Annotated in this window: 12 protein-coding genes; 6 read left to right on the plus strand and 6 right to left on the minus strand. The window is 66.9% G+C overall.

What is annotated here, in order from left to right:
• Positions 1 to 15: 15 nt before the first annotated feature.
• Positions 16 to 1,350, minus strand: a complete 1,335-nt coding sequence (locus IU452_RS10700) for an acetyl-CoA C-acetyltransferase (RefSeq protein WP_195108780.1) — start codon at positions 1,348 to 1,350, stop codon at positions 16 to 18.
• A 201-nt stretch (positions 1,351 to 1,551) separates the two neighbouring features.
• Here IU452_RS10700 and IU452_RS10705 point away from each other — a divergent pair, with 201 nt between their 5' ends.
• Together IU452_RS10705 and IU452_RS10710 are read left to right on the plus strand one after the other, a co-directional pair.
• Entirely contained in the window at positions 1,552 to 2,913 is a 1,362-nt protein-coding gene (locus tag IU452_RS10705; RefSeq protein WP_195108781.1) for a 3-oxoacyl-ACP reductase, read from the plus strand.
• The gene (locus IU452_RS10710) at positions 2,910 to 3,779 is read left to right on the plus strand and encodes a MaoC family dehydratase (protein ID WP_324192545.1); all 870 of its coding nucleotides are present in this window, start codon (positions 2,910 to 2,912) and stop codon (positions 3,777 to 3,779) included. The genes IU452_RS10705 and IU452_RS10710 overlap by 4 nt, the downstream gene beginning before the upstream one ends.
• A 100-nt stretch (positions 3,780 to 3,879) precedes the next feature.
• Here the strand turns inward: IU452_RS10710 and IU452_RS10715 are convergent, their stop codons facing one another.
• Complete coding sequence (locus tag IU452_RS10715) at positions 3,880 to 4,479, minus strand: TetR/AcrR family transcriptional regulator (protein ID WP_195108782.1); 600 nt, start codon at positions 4,477 to 4,479, stop codon at positions 3,880 to 3,882.
• Between the two features lie 83 nt (positions 4,480 to 4,562).
• On the minus strand, positions 4,563 to 5,735 hold the full coding sequence (locus IU452_RS10720) for a glycoside hydrolase family 3 N-terminal domain-containing protein (protein ID WP_195108783.1): 1,173 nt from the start codon (positions 5,733 to 5,735) through the stop codon (positions 4,563 to 4,565).
• A gap of 445 nt (positions 5,736 to 6,180) precedes the next feature.
• On the opposite strand from IU452_RS10720, the gene IU452_RS10725 reads away from it, so the two are divergent.
• Positions 6,181 to 7,446 (plus strand): hypothetical protein, encoded by a 1,266-nt coding sequence (locus IU452_RS10725; RefSeq protein WP_195109017.1) that lies wholly within the window; start codon positions 6,181 to 6,183, stop codon positions 7,444 to 7,446.
• A gap of 25 nt (positions 7,447 to 7,471) precedes the next feature.
• A complete protein-coding gene (locus IU452_RS10730; RefSeq protein ID WP_416382299.1) occupies positions 7,472 to 8,803 on the plus strand; it encodes a lipase family protein in 1,332 nt (443 codons plus the stop codon).
• A gap of 239 nt (positions 8,804 to 9,042) precedes the next feature.
• Here IU452_RS10730 and gnd read toward each other — a convergent pair whose 3' ends face one another.
• Entirely contained in the window at positions 9,043 to 10,071 is a 1,029-nt protein-coding gene (gene gnd / locus IU452_RS10735) for a phosphogluconate dehydrogenase (NAD(+)-dependent, decarboxylating) (RefSeq protein WP_195109018.1), read from the minus strand.
• Positions 10,072 to 10,338: 267 nt separating this feature from the next.
• On the minus strand, positions 10,339 to 11,424 hold the full coding sequence (locus IU452_RS10740; RefSeq protein ID WP_195108785.1) for a DUF4185 domain-containing protein: 1,086 nt from the start codon (positions 11,422 to 11,424) through the stop codon (positions 10,339 to 10,341).
• Positions 11,425 to 11,646: 222 nt separating this feature from the next.
• On the opposite strand from IU452_RS10740, the gene IU452_RS10745 reads away from it, so the two are divergent.
• Positions 11,647 to 12,807 (plus strand): sensor domain-containing diguanylate cyclase, encoded by a 1,161-nt coding sequence (locus IU452_RS10745; protein ID WP_195108786.1) that lies wholly within the window; start codon positions 11,647 to 11,649, stop codon positions 12,805 to 12,807.
• A 117-nt stretch (positions 12,808 to 12,924) separates the two neighbouring features.
• Positions 12,925 to 14,034: a sensor domain-containing diguanylate cyclase gene (locus tag IU452_RS10750; RefSeq protein WP_195108787.1), complete on the plus strand. Its 1,110-nt coding sequence runs from the start codon at positions 12,925 to 12,927 to the stop codon at positions 14,032 to 14,034.
• Between the two features lie 27 nt (positions 14,035 to 14,061).
• Here the strand turns inward: IU452_RS10750 and IU452_RS10755 are convergent, their stop codons facing one another.
• The gene (locus tag IU452_RS10755) at positions 14,062 to 15,888 is read right to left on the minus strand and encodes an acyl-CoA dehydrogenase (RefSeq protein ID WP_195108788.1); all 1,827 of its coding nucleotides are present in this window, start codon (positions 15,886 to 15,888) and stop codon (positions 14,062 to 14,064) included.
• Positions 15,889 to 15,937: the final 49 nt, after the last annotated feature.

A 15,937-nucleotide genomic window follows, 5' to 3' on the forward strand; every position in this document is an offset into this window, starting at 1 on the left:
AACGACGGGTGTTGGTCAGCGCTCCAGGATCGCCACCACGCCCTGACCGCCCGCGGCGCAGATGGAGATCAGCGTGCGGCCGGAGCCCTTCTCCGCCAACTGCTTCGCGGCCTGCGCGATGATGCGCGCGCCGGTCGCGGCGAAGGGGTGGCCCGCCGCCAGCGAGGAGCCGTTGACATTGAGCTTGCTGCGGTCGATCGAACCGAGCGCGCCGTCCAGGCCGAGGCGCTCCTTGCAGTACTGATCCGACTCCCACGCCTGCAGCGTCGCCAGCACGACCGACGCGAACGCCTCGTGGATCTCGTAGAAGTCGAAGTCCTGCAGGGTCAGGCCGTTGCGGGCCAGCAGCCGCGGCACGGCGTAGGTCGGGGCCATCAGCAGCCCGTCCGGACCCCACACGTAATCGACCGCCGCGACCTCGCTGTCGACCAGGTAGGCCAGCGGTTTGAGGTTGTGCGCGGCCGCCCACTCCTCGCTCGACAGCAGGGCCGCCGAGGCGCCGTCGGTGAGCGGGGTGGAGTTGCCCGCGGTCATGGTGGCATCGCCCAGTTTGGTGCCGAACACCGGCTTCAGCGTGGCCAGCTTCTCCAGCGAGGAGTTCGGCCGCAGATTGTCGTCGCGGGTCAGGCCCAGGAACGGGGTGATCAGATCGTCGAAGAAGCCCCGGTCGTAGGCGGCGGCCATATTCTTGTGCGACAGATAGGCCAACTCGTCCTGCGCCTCGCGGGCGATGCCGAACTCCTTGGCGGTGATGGCGGCATGCTCACCCATCGACAGGCCGGTGCGCGGCTCGGCGTTGCGCGGGATCTCGATGCCGATCATGCTCGGGCGCAGCCGCCCGACCAGCTTCACGTAGTCGGAGTTCTTCTTGGCGCGGTTGGCATCCAGCATCCACTCGCGGGCGGCCTCGCTCACCCCGATGGGCGCGTCCGAGGTGGTGTCGGTGCCGCCGCCGACGCCGGCCTCGATGCGGCCCAGGGCGATCGCGTCGCCCACGGTGACGATCGATTGCAGGCCGGTGCCACAGGCCAGCTGCAGATCGTGGGCGGGGGTGTAGGGCGACAGCTCACTCCCCAGCACGCTCTCCCGGATCATGCCGTGCTCGCCGACGCGCTTGAGCACCGCGCCGCCGACGACCATGCCCAGCCGCTCGCCCTGCAGCCCGAACCGGCTGACCAGTCCGTTGAGTGCGGCGGTGAACATGTCCTGATTGGAAGCGTGGGCGTAGCGGCCGTCCGAGCGGGCGAACGGAATCCGATTGCCGCCCAGAATCGCGACGGGGCGGGTCTGCTTGGTGTGCTTGGCCGCGTTGGAAGTCCCGGCCTTCGCCGAACGGGCTTTGGTTGTCACTCGAGTCTCCACTGTCTCGTCGGAAAATGTTCGGCGCTCGGAGCGAGTTCGGCACTCCGATGCCCCTTCGCTGTCGGTTTACATTAAACTTACTCTGGAGTAAGTTCATTGTCGACACCGTACCCCGCAGATGTGCTCCACCGAACCCTCGGGGACCGGAGACGACCACATACGACACGACATAAGGAAAAGGTAGGAACAGTGGCAGCCAGCAAGAGCAAGGGCGCTCCCAACCTCTACGGATCGTTCGTGAACTCGGCCCCCGGTCACTTCCTGGCGAACAAGCTGGGGCTGCCGCAGCCGGAGAAGCTGCGCCGCTATGTCCCCGGCGAGCCGGCGCTGCCCGGCCCGGTGCTGCTGGGGGGCAAGGGCCGCGCCGCCGACGCCGTGCGAAACCAGTTGTCGGACTACACCTTCGTCGACTCCATCACCCCCGGTGTGAAGTTCGGCGCCCTGGTGTTCGACGCCACCGGCATCGGCACCATCGAGGAGCTGGAGCAGCTGTTCCAGTTCTTCCAGCCGGCCATGCGCAGCATCGCCCCGTCCGGCCGCGTGCTCGTCATCGGCACCACGCCGGAGCTGGCCTCCAGCGTCGAGGAGCAGATCGCGCAGCGCGCCCTCGAGGGCTTCACCCGCAGCGTCGGCAAGGAACTGCTGCGCGGTGCGACCTCGAACCTGGTGTACCTGCACCCGGAGGCGTCCACGAGCGCCACCGGGCTGGAGTCCACCCTGCGATTCATCCTCTCGGGCAAGTCCGCATTCGTCGACGGCCAGGTCTTCCGGGTCGGCAAGGACGACAACGCCGCCGCCGACATCAACTGGGACAAGCCGCTGGACGGCAAGGTCGCCGTGGTCACCGGTGCCGCGCGCGGTATTGGCGCCACCATCGCCGAGGTGTTCGCCCGCGACGGCGCGAAGGTGATCGTCGCCGATATCCCGGCCGCCGGTGAGGCATTGGCCGAGACCGCCAACAAGGTCGGCGGCGTGTCGATCGCGGTCGACGTCACCGCGCCCGACGCCGCCGACAAGCTCGCCGAGTTCGCCACCGAGCGCTTCGGCGGCATCGACATCATCGTGCACAACGCCGGCATCACCCGCGACAAGCTGCTCGCCAACATGGACGACGCGCGCTGGAATTCGGTGCTGAACGTGAATCTGGCCGCGCCGCACCGGATCACCGAGGGCCTGGTCGCCAAGGGTGCGCTCAAGAAGGGTGGCCGGGTCATCGACGTGTCCTCGATCGCCGGTATCGCCGGTAACCGCGGCCAGACCAACTACGGCGCCTCCAAGGCCGGTGTGATCGGCATGGTCAATGCCGAGGCCCCGAAGCTGGCCGAGAAGGGCATCACCATCAACGCCGTGGCCCCGGGCTTCATCGAGACCGCCATGACCGCGGCCATCCCGCTGGGCACCCGGGAGGCGGGCCGCCTGCTCAGCTCGCTGTACCAGGGCGGTCAGACCGTCGACGTCGCCGAGACCATCGCCTACTTCGCCAGCCCGGCCTCGAATGCGGTGAACGGCAACATCGTTCGCGTGTGCGGCCAGGCCATGATCGGAGCATGATGACCCAGACCATCACGCTGAGCGAGCCGCCCAAGACGGGCAACCTGTACCTGAAGGCGGCGCTGGGGGCGGTTCCGCTGCCACTGGTTTCGGGGCGCAAGTCCGAAATCCCGGACCGGGCCGTCGAAGTGAGTGGCCTGCAGGTCGATATCGACAATCTGGCCGCCTACTGCCACGCCACCGGACTGCGCTTCGGCGATTCGCTGCCGCTGACCTACCCGTTCGTGCTCACGTTCCCGATGGTGATGCAGCTGGTGGTCGCCCGCGATTTCCCGTTCGTCGCCGTCGGGGCGGTGCACGCGGAGAACGTGATCGAGCGCAGCCGCGACATCTCGGTGAGCGAGCCGCTGGACATCCGCGCGCATGTGGAGAATCTGCGCGAGCATCCCAAGGGCCTGCTGGTCGATGCGATCAGCGAGGTCAGCGTCGGCCGCGAGCTGGTGTGGCGGCAGGTCACGACCTTCCTGCATCAGCAGAAGACGTCGCTGTCGGGCGGCCCGAAGCCGGAGCCCAAGCCGGAGGAGGTGCCCCCGCCGCCACTGCGCACGCTGAAGGTGGATCAGGCGCAGATCCACCGCTACGCCGCGGCATCGGGTGACCGTAACCCGATCCACATGTCGGCGCTGGGCGCCAAGGCCTTCGGTTTCCCGCGCTCGATCGCGCACGGGATGTGGTCGGCCGCCGCGATTCTGGGTGTCATCGAGGGCCGGGTGCCCGCGAAGACGACCTACTCGGTGAAGTTCGGCAAACCGATCCTGCTACCGTCGACGGTCAATGTGTACGCCGATCAGGTCTCCGGTGGCTGGGATCTGGCGCTGCGGCACCCGAAGAAGGGCTACCCGCACCTGACGGCCACATTGCGCTGAGCTTCGGCCACCGGCCGAAACGGGCACAGCCGCACGTCTTTTCGTGCGGATCGGATCGCATGGGGGATCCGATCCGCGAAAAGATGTGCGGCTGTTCTGTTTACTCGGCCTTCTTCTTGCCCGCCAGACCGCGCCAGGCCAAATTGTCCAGCAGGTCCACCGCCTCGGCCACATCCACCTCGCCGCTGGCGATGCGGTCGGCGATGGCCTCACCGGCGCCGATCACCGCGACCGCCACGATGTCGAAATTCGTTCCGGGCTCGGCATATTTGGCGCTGGATTCGAGCAGTTTCGCGGTCAGCTCGATCACCCGCTCGCGGCTGTTGGCGATCTCGGAGGCGAACGGCTGCTGGCCCAGCGCCTGCCGGTAGAGGACCTGCCAGGACAGCCGGTTGTTGTCGACGTAGGACAGGAATGCCTCGAGGCCGGCGCGCAGCTGCTCGTGCGGGGTCAGCTTGGGGTTGCCCGCCACCGCGACCGCTTCGATGAAGCGCAGGCTCTCGCGGGCGATACAGGCCCGGAACAGCTCGTCCTTGGACCCGTAGTACAGGTAGAGCATCGGCTTGGAGATCTTGGCCTCGGCGGCGATGGCATCCATCGAGGTGTCGTGATAGCCCTTGCGCGAGAACACCTCGACGGCGGCGTCCAGCATCTGCTGCTCACGAACCGCCCGGGGAAGCCGCTTCGTTCCGCCTGCCATCTACTCTCCTAGACCACGTCGAAATCCCTATCTTACTCCAAGGTAAGTTCTGTGGTGTGTCATTGCCCGCGATTCGCCCGCGATCAGCAGGGCAGCATAACTCCCTTGAACCGGGCCATTCGCAGCACCGAGTCGTCGACCTGCTTCATCGTCAGCCGCCCATCACGAACCTCCTGCTCCAGCCGGTTCAGTACCTGCGAGACTTCATCGGTGCTGATCCACAGCGCGTTGTCGGCCCCGGCCTCGAGCGCCGCGGCCACCGCATCCGCGATCCCCATCCGGTCGGTGATGGCGGCCATACCGCTGAGATCGTCGGTGAAAATCGGCCCGTCGAACGGTGCCGCCCCATATCCCCCGCCTTGCCGCAGTAGTGCCATGGCCTGCGGGCTGATGCTCGCCGGGGTGTTCGGGGTGGTCAGGCCGGGCACGTCGAGATGGCCGACCATCACCCCGGCCCCCGAGCCGACCAGATTCCGGAATGGCACCAGGTCCACCGCCTGCAGCCGATCCAGCGGCGGGGTGCGGACCTCTCCGGTGTGTGAATCGCCCGAGCCGGAGCCGTGGCCGGGGAAGTGTTTGATCACTGCGCCGAGTCCCCCGTCGTGCATCGCACGGATGTAGGCGCCCGCGTAACGTGTCACCACCTCGGGATCGTCGGAGAACGAGCGGTCGCCGATGACGCTGTCGTCGGGCTGGCTGCTGACGTCGACGTCGGGGGCGAAGTCCACGGTGATGCCGAGGTCCTTCATCGCCCGCGCCCGGGCCACGCTCTGCCTGTAGAACTCGTCGTCGGACATCGTCTGCGCGGTCACCCGGGCCGAGGGCGCATCCCCGATCAGATTGCGCAGCCGCGAGACCCGGCCGCCCTCCTCGTCGATGCTCACCAGCAGCGGGGTCCGGGTGGCCGCCTTGACCCGGTCGATCTGCTTGTCCGCCAGCAGCGTCTGATCGGTCCAGCTGCCCACGAAGATGCCGCCGACCTGTTCGGTGCGCACCACGTTCTCGGCGTCGGCCGCGCCGGTGACGCCCACCGTCAGCAGCTGAGCCAGCTTCTGGCGGGTGGTGAACTGGGCGAGATAGCCTGCGGCGCAGTCGGGTCGGCCCGTGGCGGCGGCCGCGCCGGTCGTGGGAGCCGGACTCGTGTGCGAGGCCGCCCCCGGTGTGCTGGTGGTCGAGGGCGACGGCGTGGTGCCGCCCGAACAGCCGGACAGCACGACCGCGGTCATGGCGAGCAGAATCCCCGGAACGATGCGCATGGCAATCGACCGTACAGCGTGTGGCCCCGGCCGTTTCCCCCTTGTAGGCGATCGGTAGGCCCTGCTCCGCACGGTGTCGGCAGCACATCGGCCGCGCGCTATTTCTCGTTACCGTTTTGTGATATCTGTCATGTCAATTACCTGGCTGGTGCCCGGTGTTCGAGTTAGCCGAATCCGCAAATACCGCTACCACCAGGCAATTTGGGCGATAAATACGATTCGCCCGATGTGCAAAGTCATCCCATGACTGATTTGAACTGCAGGTAACAGTCGTTGGTAACGTGCCGGTAACCGATAGGTCGGATGGATAGCGCCGGATGTTCCTGTGACGGGCCTGCGTAAGGGATCGTCGGCGATCACCTATGCTGCGAAAGGCTATTCGATAGCTAATTAGCTCGGCCTTGCTCGTTCGATCAGGAATCGCATAGCGGAAGGCTGGATGACCATGCGCATCGGAGCGCTTGTGCGGGGCGCGGGATTGGCTCTCGCGACCGCGATCACGCTCGGTTTCGGCACCGCGGGAACGGCGGTGGCGGCGGATGAACTCGATCGATATCTGGACCTGCCGCTGGTCAATCGCAACGCGGCCCAGATGCCCGGCGGGGTCAACCCCGAATTGCCGTATGACGAGGCCGAACTCGGCCGCCTGCTGGACCGGGCGCGCGCGGAAGGGGTCGCGCCCACGCGCTATTCGGCGCTGCTGTACCAGTATTGGCTCGTCGATGTGACGAACAAGGCGGGCATCGACCTCGCCTCCTGGAATCCGCGAAACGGGGTGCAGGCCAACCGGGACAACCTCATCAAGTCCTACCGCTACTACGAGAATCTGCAGCTGGACCACCGCGAACTGCAGTGGGCGGGTATGGGCGGTCAGGTCGGCGCCGACTTCGGCGGCGGGATGATCGACTTCGAGTTGATGAGCAACATCTACGACCTGCCCGGTATCGCCAATGCCTCCCGCACCGTCATCAGCGCGGTCGAGCAGGCCGCCGGTCCGCAGGCGGTGGCGATGCTGCCGGAGGGATTGCGCGCGCTCGCCGAGGCCGGGACGCAGATCCTGCCCGAGGATCTGCACTGGATTCTGGGCATGATCCTGGTGATGCAGAAGAACATCTTCAGCGATCTCATGCCCATGCACGACGCCTACGTCACCGGCGGGCTGCCGGCGCTGGAGGAATTCGAGGCGGCGGGACTGTTCGGTGACGACATCATGGGCGCCTGGCGCGATGTCGCCTCCGGCGACCACGATCGGATCTCCGCGGGCAATGCCGCCCTGCTGCGCCGCGAACAGCAGTGGGCGGTCGGCGCGCAGTGGGATGAAACCCGCGCATACAAGGGCAGTGTCGGCGAGGCCATCACCTACCTCAGCGGTGCGGCCGGTTCGCCGTCGGTGGCCGGGGTGGTGCCGCCGCGCGAATTCCGGCCCGTGCGCATCCCGTTCACCGGCTCCGACGGCCGCCCCATGCAACTGGTGCTGCCGCTGCCGAGCTGGAATTGGTCGGAATTCGAACCGCGCTGGGCCTACATCACCTCCGAGTTGCTGCCGAAGTACCACTTCCAGGTCGAGCACAATTGGCCCGCACTGGAAGCCACCATGCGCACGCCCTACGAGGTCCAGCTGGAATCGCACCGCCCACTGTTGAACATCCCGCAGCTGCTGCTGTCCGCGGCGAACGAGCTGCGCGTGGAACCTGCCGATCAGGGAGTCTGAATTGCGTCGACGTACTCTCGCCACGGTGATCTCTGCCCTGGCGATCTCGCTGGGTGTCACGGGAACGGCCGTGGCCGAACCGGATGCCCCGCAGCCCCCGGGCGACGTGCAGACCAGCACGCCGGGCCTGGACCGGGTGTTCAACGGTTTCGTCGTCGGATCGATCCAGAACGCGACGCCCGCGTCACCGCAGGAATCGTTCCAGGCGTTGATGTTCGACGATCCGTTCTATCAGGAGCCGCCGCTGCGCGGTGACGAGAAGCCGGGCACGGTGCTGAAGGCCAAGCCGGTGGACGTCATGTTCCTCGGGAACAAGCCCGGCACCGTGGAGGCGTACAAGCTCATGTACGTCACCACCGGTGTCGACGGCGTCACGCCCGTCATCAGCACCGGCATTCTGATGATCCCGCGCGACGGCAAGCCGAATTCCGAACGCAAGCTGATCTCCTATCAGGAGGCCAACGACAGCGTCGGCTGGTCGTGCCACCCCAGCACCCAGTGGACCGGCGGTGATCCGCTCGACGGCTCGTCCTGGTCGGCGCTGGGCCCGCTCGCGCTGATGTTCGGCAAGGGCTATGCGGTGATGATCTCCGACGTCGGCAACGACGGTGACCGCCGCCCACACGGTGTGTTCGCGGGTAAATTCGCCGCGCACGCCCAGCTCGACGGGGTACGGGCGGCGCTGAATCATCGTGAGGCCGGGCTCGATCCGAATGCGCAGGTGGCGCTGTTCGGTATCGCAGGCGGGGGCGTGGGCGCGGGATTCTCCGCCGAGATGCAGCCGGAGTACGCGCCCGAGCTGAACGTGAAATCGGCCGTGCTGGAGGGCATGGTGGTCAACCAGCGCAACTTCATGCGGGTGGCCAACGGCTCGGTCGGCTCCGGTTTCGCCTTCGCGACGCTGCTCGGGCTCGAACCGTGGTATCCGGAGATGAAGCTGGACGAGAAGCTGAACCCGGCCGGACTGGGTATCGCGAATCTGTTCCGGACGCAATGCCAGACGCCCGCCTACTTCGGCATGCCGTTCGTGCCGTTGGCCGGGCTGTTCAACACGGGCCGCAATCCCGCCGACGAACCGGACTTCCAGGCGGTCTTCGACGACAACGAACTCGGCAAGTCCGGGACGCCGAAGGCGAAGGTGCTCATCGCCTCCTGCGCCGCCGACGATTCGTTCATGTCGCTGGTGCCCGCCCGGGATTCGCGCGAGCTGGCCGACAAGTACCGTGCGCAGGGTGCGGATGTCAGCTACCAGCCGACCAACTGCAGCATGGTGCGCATGCTGACCGATCTGTACGGCTGGGGCACCGACCTGTTCGGCATGCAGACGATCGACTGGCTGGACAGCAAGTTCGACTGAGGGAGTAGTAGTTCCATGGCATTTCTGACAGGCGCGGCATACCTGTTCTTCTTCGGCCCGCTCGCGGTATTGAAACTGGGTTTGCAGGCGCTGCACCTGGCGTAGTCCCCGGCCAAAAGCACGCCGGGGAACACGAAAAGGTAAAGCACGCCGGGGAACACGAAGAGGTAAAGCGCGCCGGAATGACGAAAGACGAAGGGCGGTGGGACAACCCACCGCCCTTCGCTCACTTCTTCCCCTTACTTGCCCGGCAGCTCGTTGTGGCCGCCGAAGGCCTTGCGCATGGCGGAGAGGACCTTGTCGGCGTAGACGGCCTCGCCGCGCGAGGAGAACCGCTGATACAGCGCCGCCGACAGCACCGGCGCGGGCACACCCTCGTCGATGGCGGCGTGAATGGTCCAGCGGCCCTCGCCGGAGTCCGACACCCGGCCGCCGAACGTGCTCAGCTCCGGATCGTTGTGCAGCGCCTGCGCGGTCAGGTCCAGCAGCCAGGATGCGACCACCGAGCCGCGCCGCCAGACCTCGGTCACCTCCGGCACATTGATGTCGTACTGGTAGTACTCCGGATTCTCCATCGGAGTCTCCTCGGCGGAGTGCTCCTCGATGAGCACCTTGCCGATATTGGCCTTGTGCAGAATGTTCATGCCCTCGGCATAGGCGGCCATGGCGCCGTACTCGATGCCGTTGTGCACCATCTTCACGAAGTGACCCGCACCCGCCGGGCCGCAGTGCAGGTAGCCCTGCTCGGCCGGGGACGGCTCGCCGGTGCGGCCGGGCGTGCGCGGCGCGGCGTCCACGCCGGGCGCGATCGACTTCAGCAGCGGCTCGAGATGCTGCACCTGCTCGGCCTCGCCGCCGATCATCAGGCAGTAGCCGCGCTCGAGGCCCCACACGCCGCCCGAGGTGCCGATGTCGAGGTAGTGAATGCCCTTGGGCGCCAGTTCCTTCGCCCGCTTGATGTCCTCGTGGTAGCGGCTGTTGCCGCCGTCGATGATGATGTCGCCGGGCTCGAGCAGTTCGGCCACCTGATCGATGACGGCGCCGGTGGCACCGGCCGGAATCATCACCCACACGACGCGCGGCTTCTCCAGCAGGGCGACGAACGTCTTGTAGTCGGTGGCGCCCTGGAAGTTGTCACCCAGTTCGGCGGTGAACTCCTTGATCTGCTCCTCGTGGCGGGAATACCCGACCGCGGTGTGCCCGTCGCGGACGATGCGCCGCACGATGTTGGCGCCCATCCGGCCGAGCCCGATCATTCCCAGCTGCATACTCATCTCCTCGAGTCGTCCGAGCCCCGGCAGGTCCGAGCTCTCGCCTCGATTCTCCTCGCCCGCCGAATCGAGCTGCCGCGGGCCCGTGGACACCCGGCCCGCCCCCGTGGATGCCCAGAATTTCTCCGGTCTCCGCGCGAAGCGGTGTAACGCTGCGGCCGGGCCGCCGATAATCAGATCGGCTCCGCGCAGTTGCCAGACCCCCGACCCGGCAACCGCGCGGGGCCTTTTTCGCAGGCCTCGGATGCCTCGGATTCCTGTGCCTCAGAGCGGCGTACGCATCAGTACCACGTTGTACTGGTTGTGGATGCCCAGCGCGAAATACAGGTCGCTGCCGGTCTGGTACGGGTAGATCATCGGCGCGTAGGCGGTGGGCAGATCGCGGGCGTCGATCAGGACGCGCGGCTGGCTCCACGGGCCCTCCGGGGCGGGCGCGGTCCGCAGCACCACCGAGTTGAACGGATCGGTGGTGAGCATCACGTACTGGCCCAGATGCTGATTCCACATCACCGACAGCTCGCCCACGCCGCCGACGATCGGCTTGGCGAGGTTGGCGTCCTTCGGTTTCCACGCGCCGCCGTCCCAGTACTCGTAGGCGTCGAGGTTGGCGATATCGGCCTCCTTGACGCGGGAGACGAAGCCCGGATTGTCGCGGCCCGAGGGGGTGCCGAACTTGTAGACGTAGCCGTCGGCCTTGACGAAGGCCGCCTGCTGGAAGTTCTGGAAGCCGTGCTCGTTCGCCCGGCGGGTGGTCGGCAGCTGGGCCCAGGTCTGTCCGTCGTCTCCGGAGACGGCGAGGGTGGAGTAGTTGGTGTCCCAGTGGCCGTCGGTCCCCCATTCGCGCACCGACATCATGCTCATGTACTGCACACCGCCCACGGAGACGCCCGCGGTCGGAATGAAACTGATCTCGACGCCCGGAATCTTCGGACTGGGCAACGGGTTGTCGACGAAGCTGGTGTAGCGCACGCCGTCGGTGGGAGCGGCGCCGGCCGGGCTGCGGAACAGCACATTGGAACGCCACGCCCACATGCTGCCGGCCAGCAGATTCGGCATTCCCAGTCCGGCGGTGTCGCCGAAGGCGGTGAGCATCTGCCCGCGGCCGTCGTCCCACATGATGCCCAGATCGGTGCCGAGCACATTGCTGTTCTCGGTGCGGTTCGGGCTGGCCATGCCGGTGAGCTGGAACACCGCCTGGGTGGGTCCGGGCAGATGCGGCAGGCCGGTGGTGCCGTTGAGGACCGGAATCGGATTGATGTTGTTGGGGTCCGCTCCCGCGGGTGATGCCGCGACCGCCGCGAGGGTGACCGCCGCGCAGGCTCCGGCAAGTGCGGACAGCGATCGTTTCATGTGGCGTATTCTGCCCGCTTTCGGCCATCGATGCGGCGCACGTTCAGCGCTAGGTTGGTCACAGACACATGTTCTCGATCGAGACGGTGTGCTTCCATGTGAGAGATCCGGTGAAGGCTAAACTTCATCCGCGTTTCGAAGCAGTCTCCTGTCCGTGCGGTACCCGACAGGCCCGTAAGCCCCCCCTTGTTCGTCGTCGATGCAAGGCGGTACCACCCGAAAATGAGTAACAGCCGTTCGATCGTTCGAGCCTGGTGGCGTGACCGGGTCGATTATCGCTGGCTGCTGGACACCTTCGAATCGCATTCCGCGCTCGCGCCGATGAAATTCATGACCGGTGTAGGGGGTGCGGTGCTGCTCGTGATCACCGTGCTGAGCTGGCTGTCGCGTTCGGGGTCCAGCGGGCCGGTGGGCGCGATCGTGAGCGGGCTGGTCTCGCTGCTGGCCGCGGCGTGGGCGGTGCGCTGGTGGTTTCTCCCGTGGCCGAGTCAAACCGAATCGCTGATCTGGGTGGCCCTGGCCGATATCGCCTCGCCCGCCAACTGCCTGCCCGAACACAACCGCCTCTACGGGGCGCTGGGTTCGATTCTGCTGGTGGTGATCGGCGGATACGTGACGATCTTCCACGGCCCGCGCATGCTCGCGCTGCACGTCGGCTGGTCGCTGCTGGTGATCATGGTGCTGGCGGTGCGGATGCTGATGGGCGGGCCCGCGGAGAGCGAACTGGTGAAAGGCGACGTCGCCCTGGCGGCCGCCGTCGTGCTGATCATGGTCGCCGCCACGGTGGTCGTCCTGCCCCCGGTGCACTTCTGTCATTGGCTGCTGCGCCGCGACGCCCTGTCCGACCCGCTGACGATGCTGCTGAATCGGCGCGGGCTCGACTACTACCTGTCGCGCTATATCCGAGCCGGTTCCCCCGCGGACCGCGACGCGTACGTGATCACCCTGGACCTGGATCGGTTCAAGACGGTCAACGACACCTTCGGGCATGCCTTCGGCGACGAGGTGCTGGTGAGCACCGCGGAGCGATTGCGGGGCGCCGCCGCATCCGACGCCGTCATCGCGCGCAACGGCGGCGAGGAGTTCGTCGTGATCGGTTGCCTGCGGGACGAGAGCATCCGCGAGATCGCCGAGCGGCTGCGGCGAGCCATCGAGACGATGCACGATCTGCCGGTGCGGATCACCGCCAGCGTCGGTGCGGCCGTCGCCGATGCCGCGGTACACACCGAGAGCGAGCGAGAGCAGCTCGCGCGCCGGTTGTTTCGCGCCTCCGACATCGCCATGTACCAGGCAAAACGCCTGGGTGGCAACGCCGTGGTCATCGCCGATCCGGAGGAGCGGAACGAGGTCCCGGCGCGCCTGCGCGCACCCGGGACGGCGTGACGTCGCAGGGTGATCCGCTCCCCGATCTAGCCGCTACCGCGAGTTACAGCTAATATCTGGTAATCGGCGGACAGCCGGATGCGCAGACCCTTGCGGGTGATACGAGGCGGTGGCCCGATGACCGACAGCAGCGCGATCTTTCGAGCCTGGGCACGCGACCGGGTCGACTACGACTCGATGGTGCGGACGCTAGAGTCCCATGCGGCGCTCGCCCCGATGAAGACCATGATCGGGTCGGGCGGCATCGTGATGTTGCTGATCACGGTACTGGCGGCGGCGTCGCCGACGGGTCAGACCGGGCCGGTGGGCCTGACGCAGGCCGCCGTCGCGGCCACGCTCGCCGGGCTGTGGACACTGCGATGGTGGTTGTTTCCGTGGCCACGCGAAGGGGAGTCGCTGATGTGGGTGGCCCTCGTCGACCTCCTCATCACCGCCAACAACATGAGTGTTTCCGATCGTTTGCTGGGAGCGCTCGGGATCGTTCTGCTGGTGACGACCGGGGCCTATGTCGCGATCTTCCACGGCACGCGGATGCTCGGCTTGCACCTGGTCTGGTCGCTGCTGTCGATCGTGGTGGTGACCGCCATGATGGTGCTCGGCCACGGGCACGGGGCGGGTGACATCCCCCTGGGAGTGGGGACCTTCTTGGCCAATATCGTGGTGCTCATCGTCGTGCTACCGGTCGTGCAGTTCTTCAACTGGCTGGTGTGGCTGGACGCGTTGTCCGATCCGCTCACCGGGTTGCTGAATCGGCGCGGACTGGACTCGCAGGCACAGCGTTTCTTCGGGCCGGACGGCCGCGGGGATGTCTACGTGGTGACGCTCGACCTGGACCGGTTCAAGTCGGTCAACGACACCTTCGGGCACTCCACCGGTGACGAGGTGCTGGTCCGCACGGCGGATTGCCTGCGCGCCGCGTCTCCGTCCGGGGCGGTCGTCGCGCGCACAGGCGGCGAGGAGTTCGCGGTCGTGGGTCGCCTGTGCGGACAGACCGTCGACGCCGTGGCCGAGCGGCTGCGGCATGCGATCGAGGCCATGGCCGACCTGCCGGTCGCCATCACCGCCAGCGTCGGAGCCGCGGTATGTGAACCGACCCGGGCCGCGATCTCGCGCAAAGACCTGTTCTGCCGGTCGGATTCGGCGATGTACCGAGCGAAAAGCCTGGGCGGCAACACCGTTGTGGTCGCCGTACCCGACCCGACGACGAAGGCCCCGCTGCCGCGCTAGGCAACGGGGCCTTCGTAGGCGATCACATCAGAACGCTGCTTCGTCCAGCTCCATGATGTCGTTGTCGAGGTTCGACAGCACGGTGCGGACCGCGGTCAGCTCCGGCAGCACGTTGCGGGCGAAGAACTGCGCGGTGGCCACCTTGCCCTGGTAGAACGGCTCGGTCGAACCGTTGTCCAGCGCGGCCAGCGCGATCTCGGCCTGGCGCAGCAGCTGCCAGCCGACCAGCAGGTCACCGACGGCGAGCAGGAAGCGCACCGAACCCAGGCCGACCTTGTACAGCTCCTTGGCGTCCTGCTGGGCGCCCATCAGGTGGCCGGTCAGGGTGGCGGCCATGGCCTGCACATCCTCGAGCGCGGTGGCCAGCAGCTTGCGCTCACCCTTGAGGCGGCCGTTGCCCGCCTCGGAGTCGATGAACTTCTGGATCTGGCCGGCCACGTGGCCCAGCGCCACACCGCGGTCGCGGGCGATCTTGCGGAAGAAGAAGTCCTGCGCCTGGATCGCGGTGGTGCCCTCGTACAGCGAGTCGATCTTCGAATCGCGGATGTACTGCTCGATCGGGTAGTCCTGCAGGAAGCCCGAACCGCCCAGGGTCTGCAGCGACTCGGTCAGGTACTGGTAGGCCCGCTCCGAGCCGACACCCTTGACGATCGGCAGCAGCAGGTCGTTGACCCGCGCGGCCAGATCGGCGTCGGCGCCCGAAACCTGCTCGGCCACCACCGGATCCTGGTGGGCGGCGGTGTACAGGTACACCGCGCGCAGGCCCTCGGCGTAGGCCTTCTGGATGGCCAGCGAGCGACGCACGTCCGGGTGGTGGGTGATGGTGACGCGCGGGGCGGTCTTGTCGGAGGCCCTGGTCAGGTCCGCGCCCTGCACACGCTGCTTGGCGTAGTCCAGTGCGTTCAGGTAGCCGGTCGACAGCGTCGAGATGGCCTTGGTGCCCACCATCATTCGGGCGTGCTCGATGACCTCGAACATCTGCGCGATGCCGTTGTGCACCTCGCCGACCAGCCAGCCCTTGGCGGGGATGCCGTGGCCGCCGAAGGTCAGCTCGCAGGTGGCCGAGACCTTCAGGCCCATCTTGTGCTCGACGTTGGTGACGAACACGCCGTTGCGCTCACCGAGTTCACCGGTCTCGTGGTCGAAGTGGAACTTCGGCACGAAGAACAGCGACAGGCCCTTGGTGCCAGGGCCGGCGCCCTCGGGGCGGGCCAGCACCAGGTGCATGATGTTCGGGAACAGGTCGTCGGAGTCGGCGGAGGTGATGAACCGCTTGACGCCCTCGATGTGCCAGGAGCCGTCCTCCTGCTTGATCGCCTTGGTGCGGCCCGCGCCGACATCCGAACCGGCATCGGGCTCGGTCAGCACCATGGTGGCGCCCCAGCCCTGCTCGGCGGCGATCTTCGCCCAGCCCTTCTGCTCTTCGGTGGCGTTGTTGTAGAAGATGTTCGCGAAGCCCGCGCCTGCGGCGTACATGAACGCGGCCGGCTGCGCGCCGAGGATCAGCTCGGCGATGGCCCAGTAGGCCGAACGCGGGAAGGGCAGACCGCCCAGCTCCTCGGCGATGCCCAGCTTGTCCCAGCCGCCCTCCTGCAGAGCGCGGTAGCTCTTCTTGAAGGACTCGGGCAGCGTGACGCTGTGGGTGTTGGGATCGAAGACCGGCGGGTTGCGATCGGCATCGGCGAAGGACTCACCGAGCGGACCCTCGGCCAGGCGACGAACCTCGTTGATCATCTCCTTGACCGTGTCGGTGTCCAGGTCGCCGAAGGCGCCGGAATCGAGGATCGGACCCAGGCCGAGCACCTCGAAGAGGTTGAACTCCAGGTCGCGGACGTTGCTCTTGTAGTGACCCATCTTTGTTACTCACTCTCCGTTGAGTCGGTGCGGTCGGTGTTGTCCCGTT

Source organism: Nocardia transvalensis (assembly GCF_015477765.1).
GTDB lineage: Bacteria > Actinomycetota > Actinomycetes > Mycobacteriales > Mycobacteriaceae > Nocardia > Nocardia transvalensis_A.

Excerpts from the sequence above, each read along its gene's own strand:
- gnd (WP_195109018.1), bottom strand. The coding sequence starts at position 10,071 with ATGCAGCTGGGAATGATCGGGCTCGGCCGGATGGGCGCCAACATCGTG.
- IU452_RS10755 (WP_195108788.1), bottom strand. The coding sequence starts at position 15,888 with ATGGGTCACTACAAGAGCAACGTCCGCGACCTGGAGTTCAACCTCTTC.
- IU452_RS10750 (WP_195108787.1), top strand. The coding sequence starts at position 12,925 with ATGACCGACAGCAGCGCGATCTTTCGAGCCTGGGCACGCGACCGGGTC.
- IU452_RS10720 (WP_195108783.1), bottom strand. The coding sequence starts at position 5,735 with ATGCGCATCGTTCCGGGGATTCTGCTCGCCATGACCGCGGTCGTGCTG.
- IU452_RS10715 (WP_195108782.1), bottom strand. The coding sequence starts at position 4,479 with ATGGCAGGCGGAACGAAGCGGCTTCCCCGGGCGGTTCGTGAGCAGCAG.
- IU452_RS10740 (WP_195108785.1), bottom strand. The coding sequence starts at position 11,424 with ATGAAACGATCGCTGTCCGCACTTGCCGGAGCCTGCGCGGCGGTCACC.
- IU452_RS10725 (WP_195109017.1), top strand. The coding sequence starts at position 6,181 with ATGCGCATCGGAGCGCTTGTGCGGGGCGCGGGATTGGCTCTCGCGACC.
- IU452_RS10710 (WP_324192545.1), top strand. The coding sequence starts at position 2,910 with ATGATGACCCAGACCATCACGCTGAGCGAGCCGCCCAAGACGGGCAAC.
- IU452_RS10745 (WP_195108786.1), top strand. The coding sequence starts at position 11,647 with ATGAGTAACAGCCGTTCGATCGTTCGAGCCTGGTGGCGTGACCGGGTC.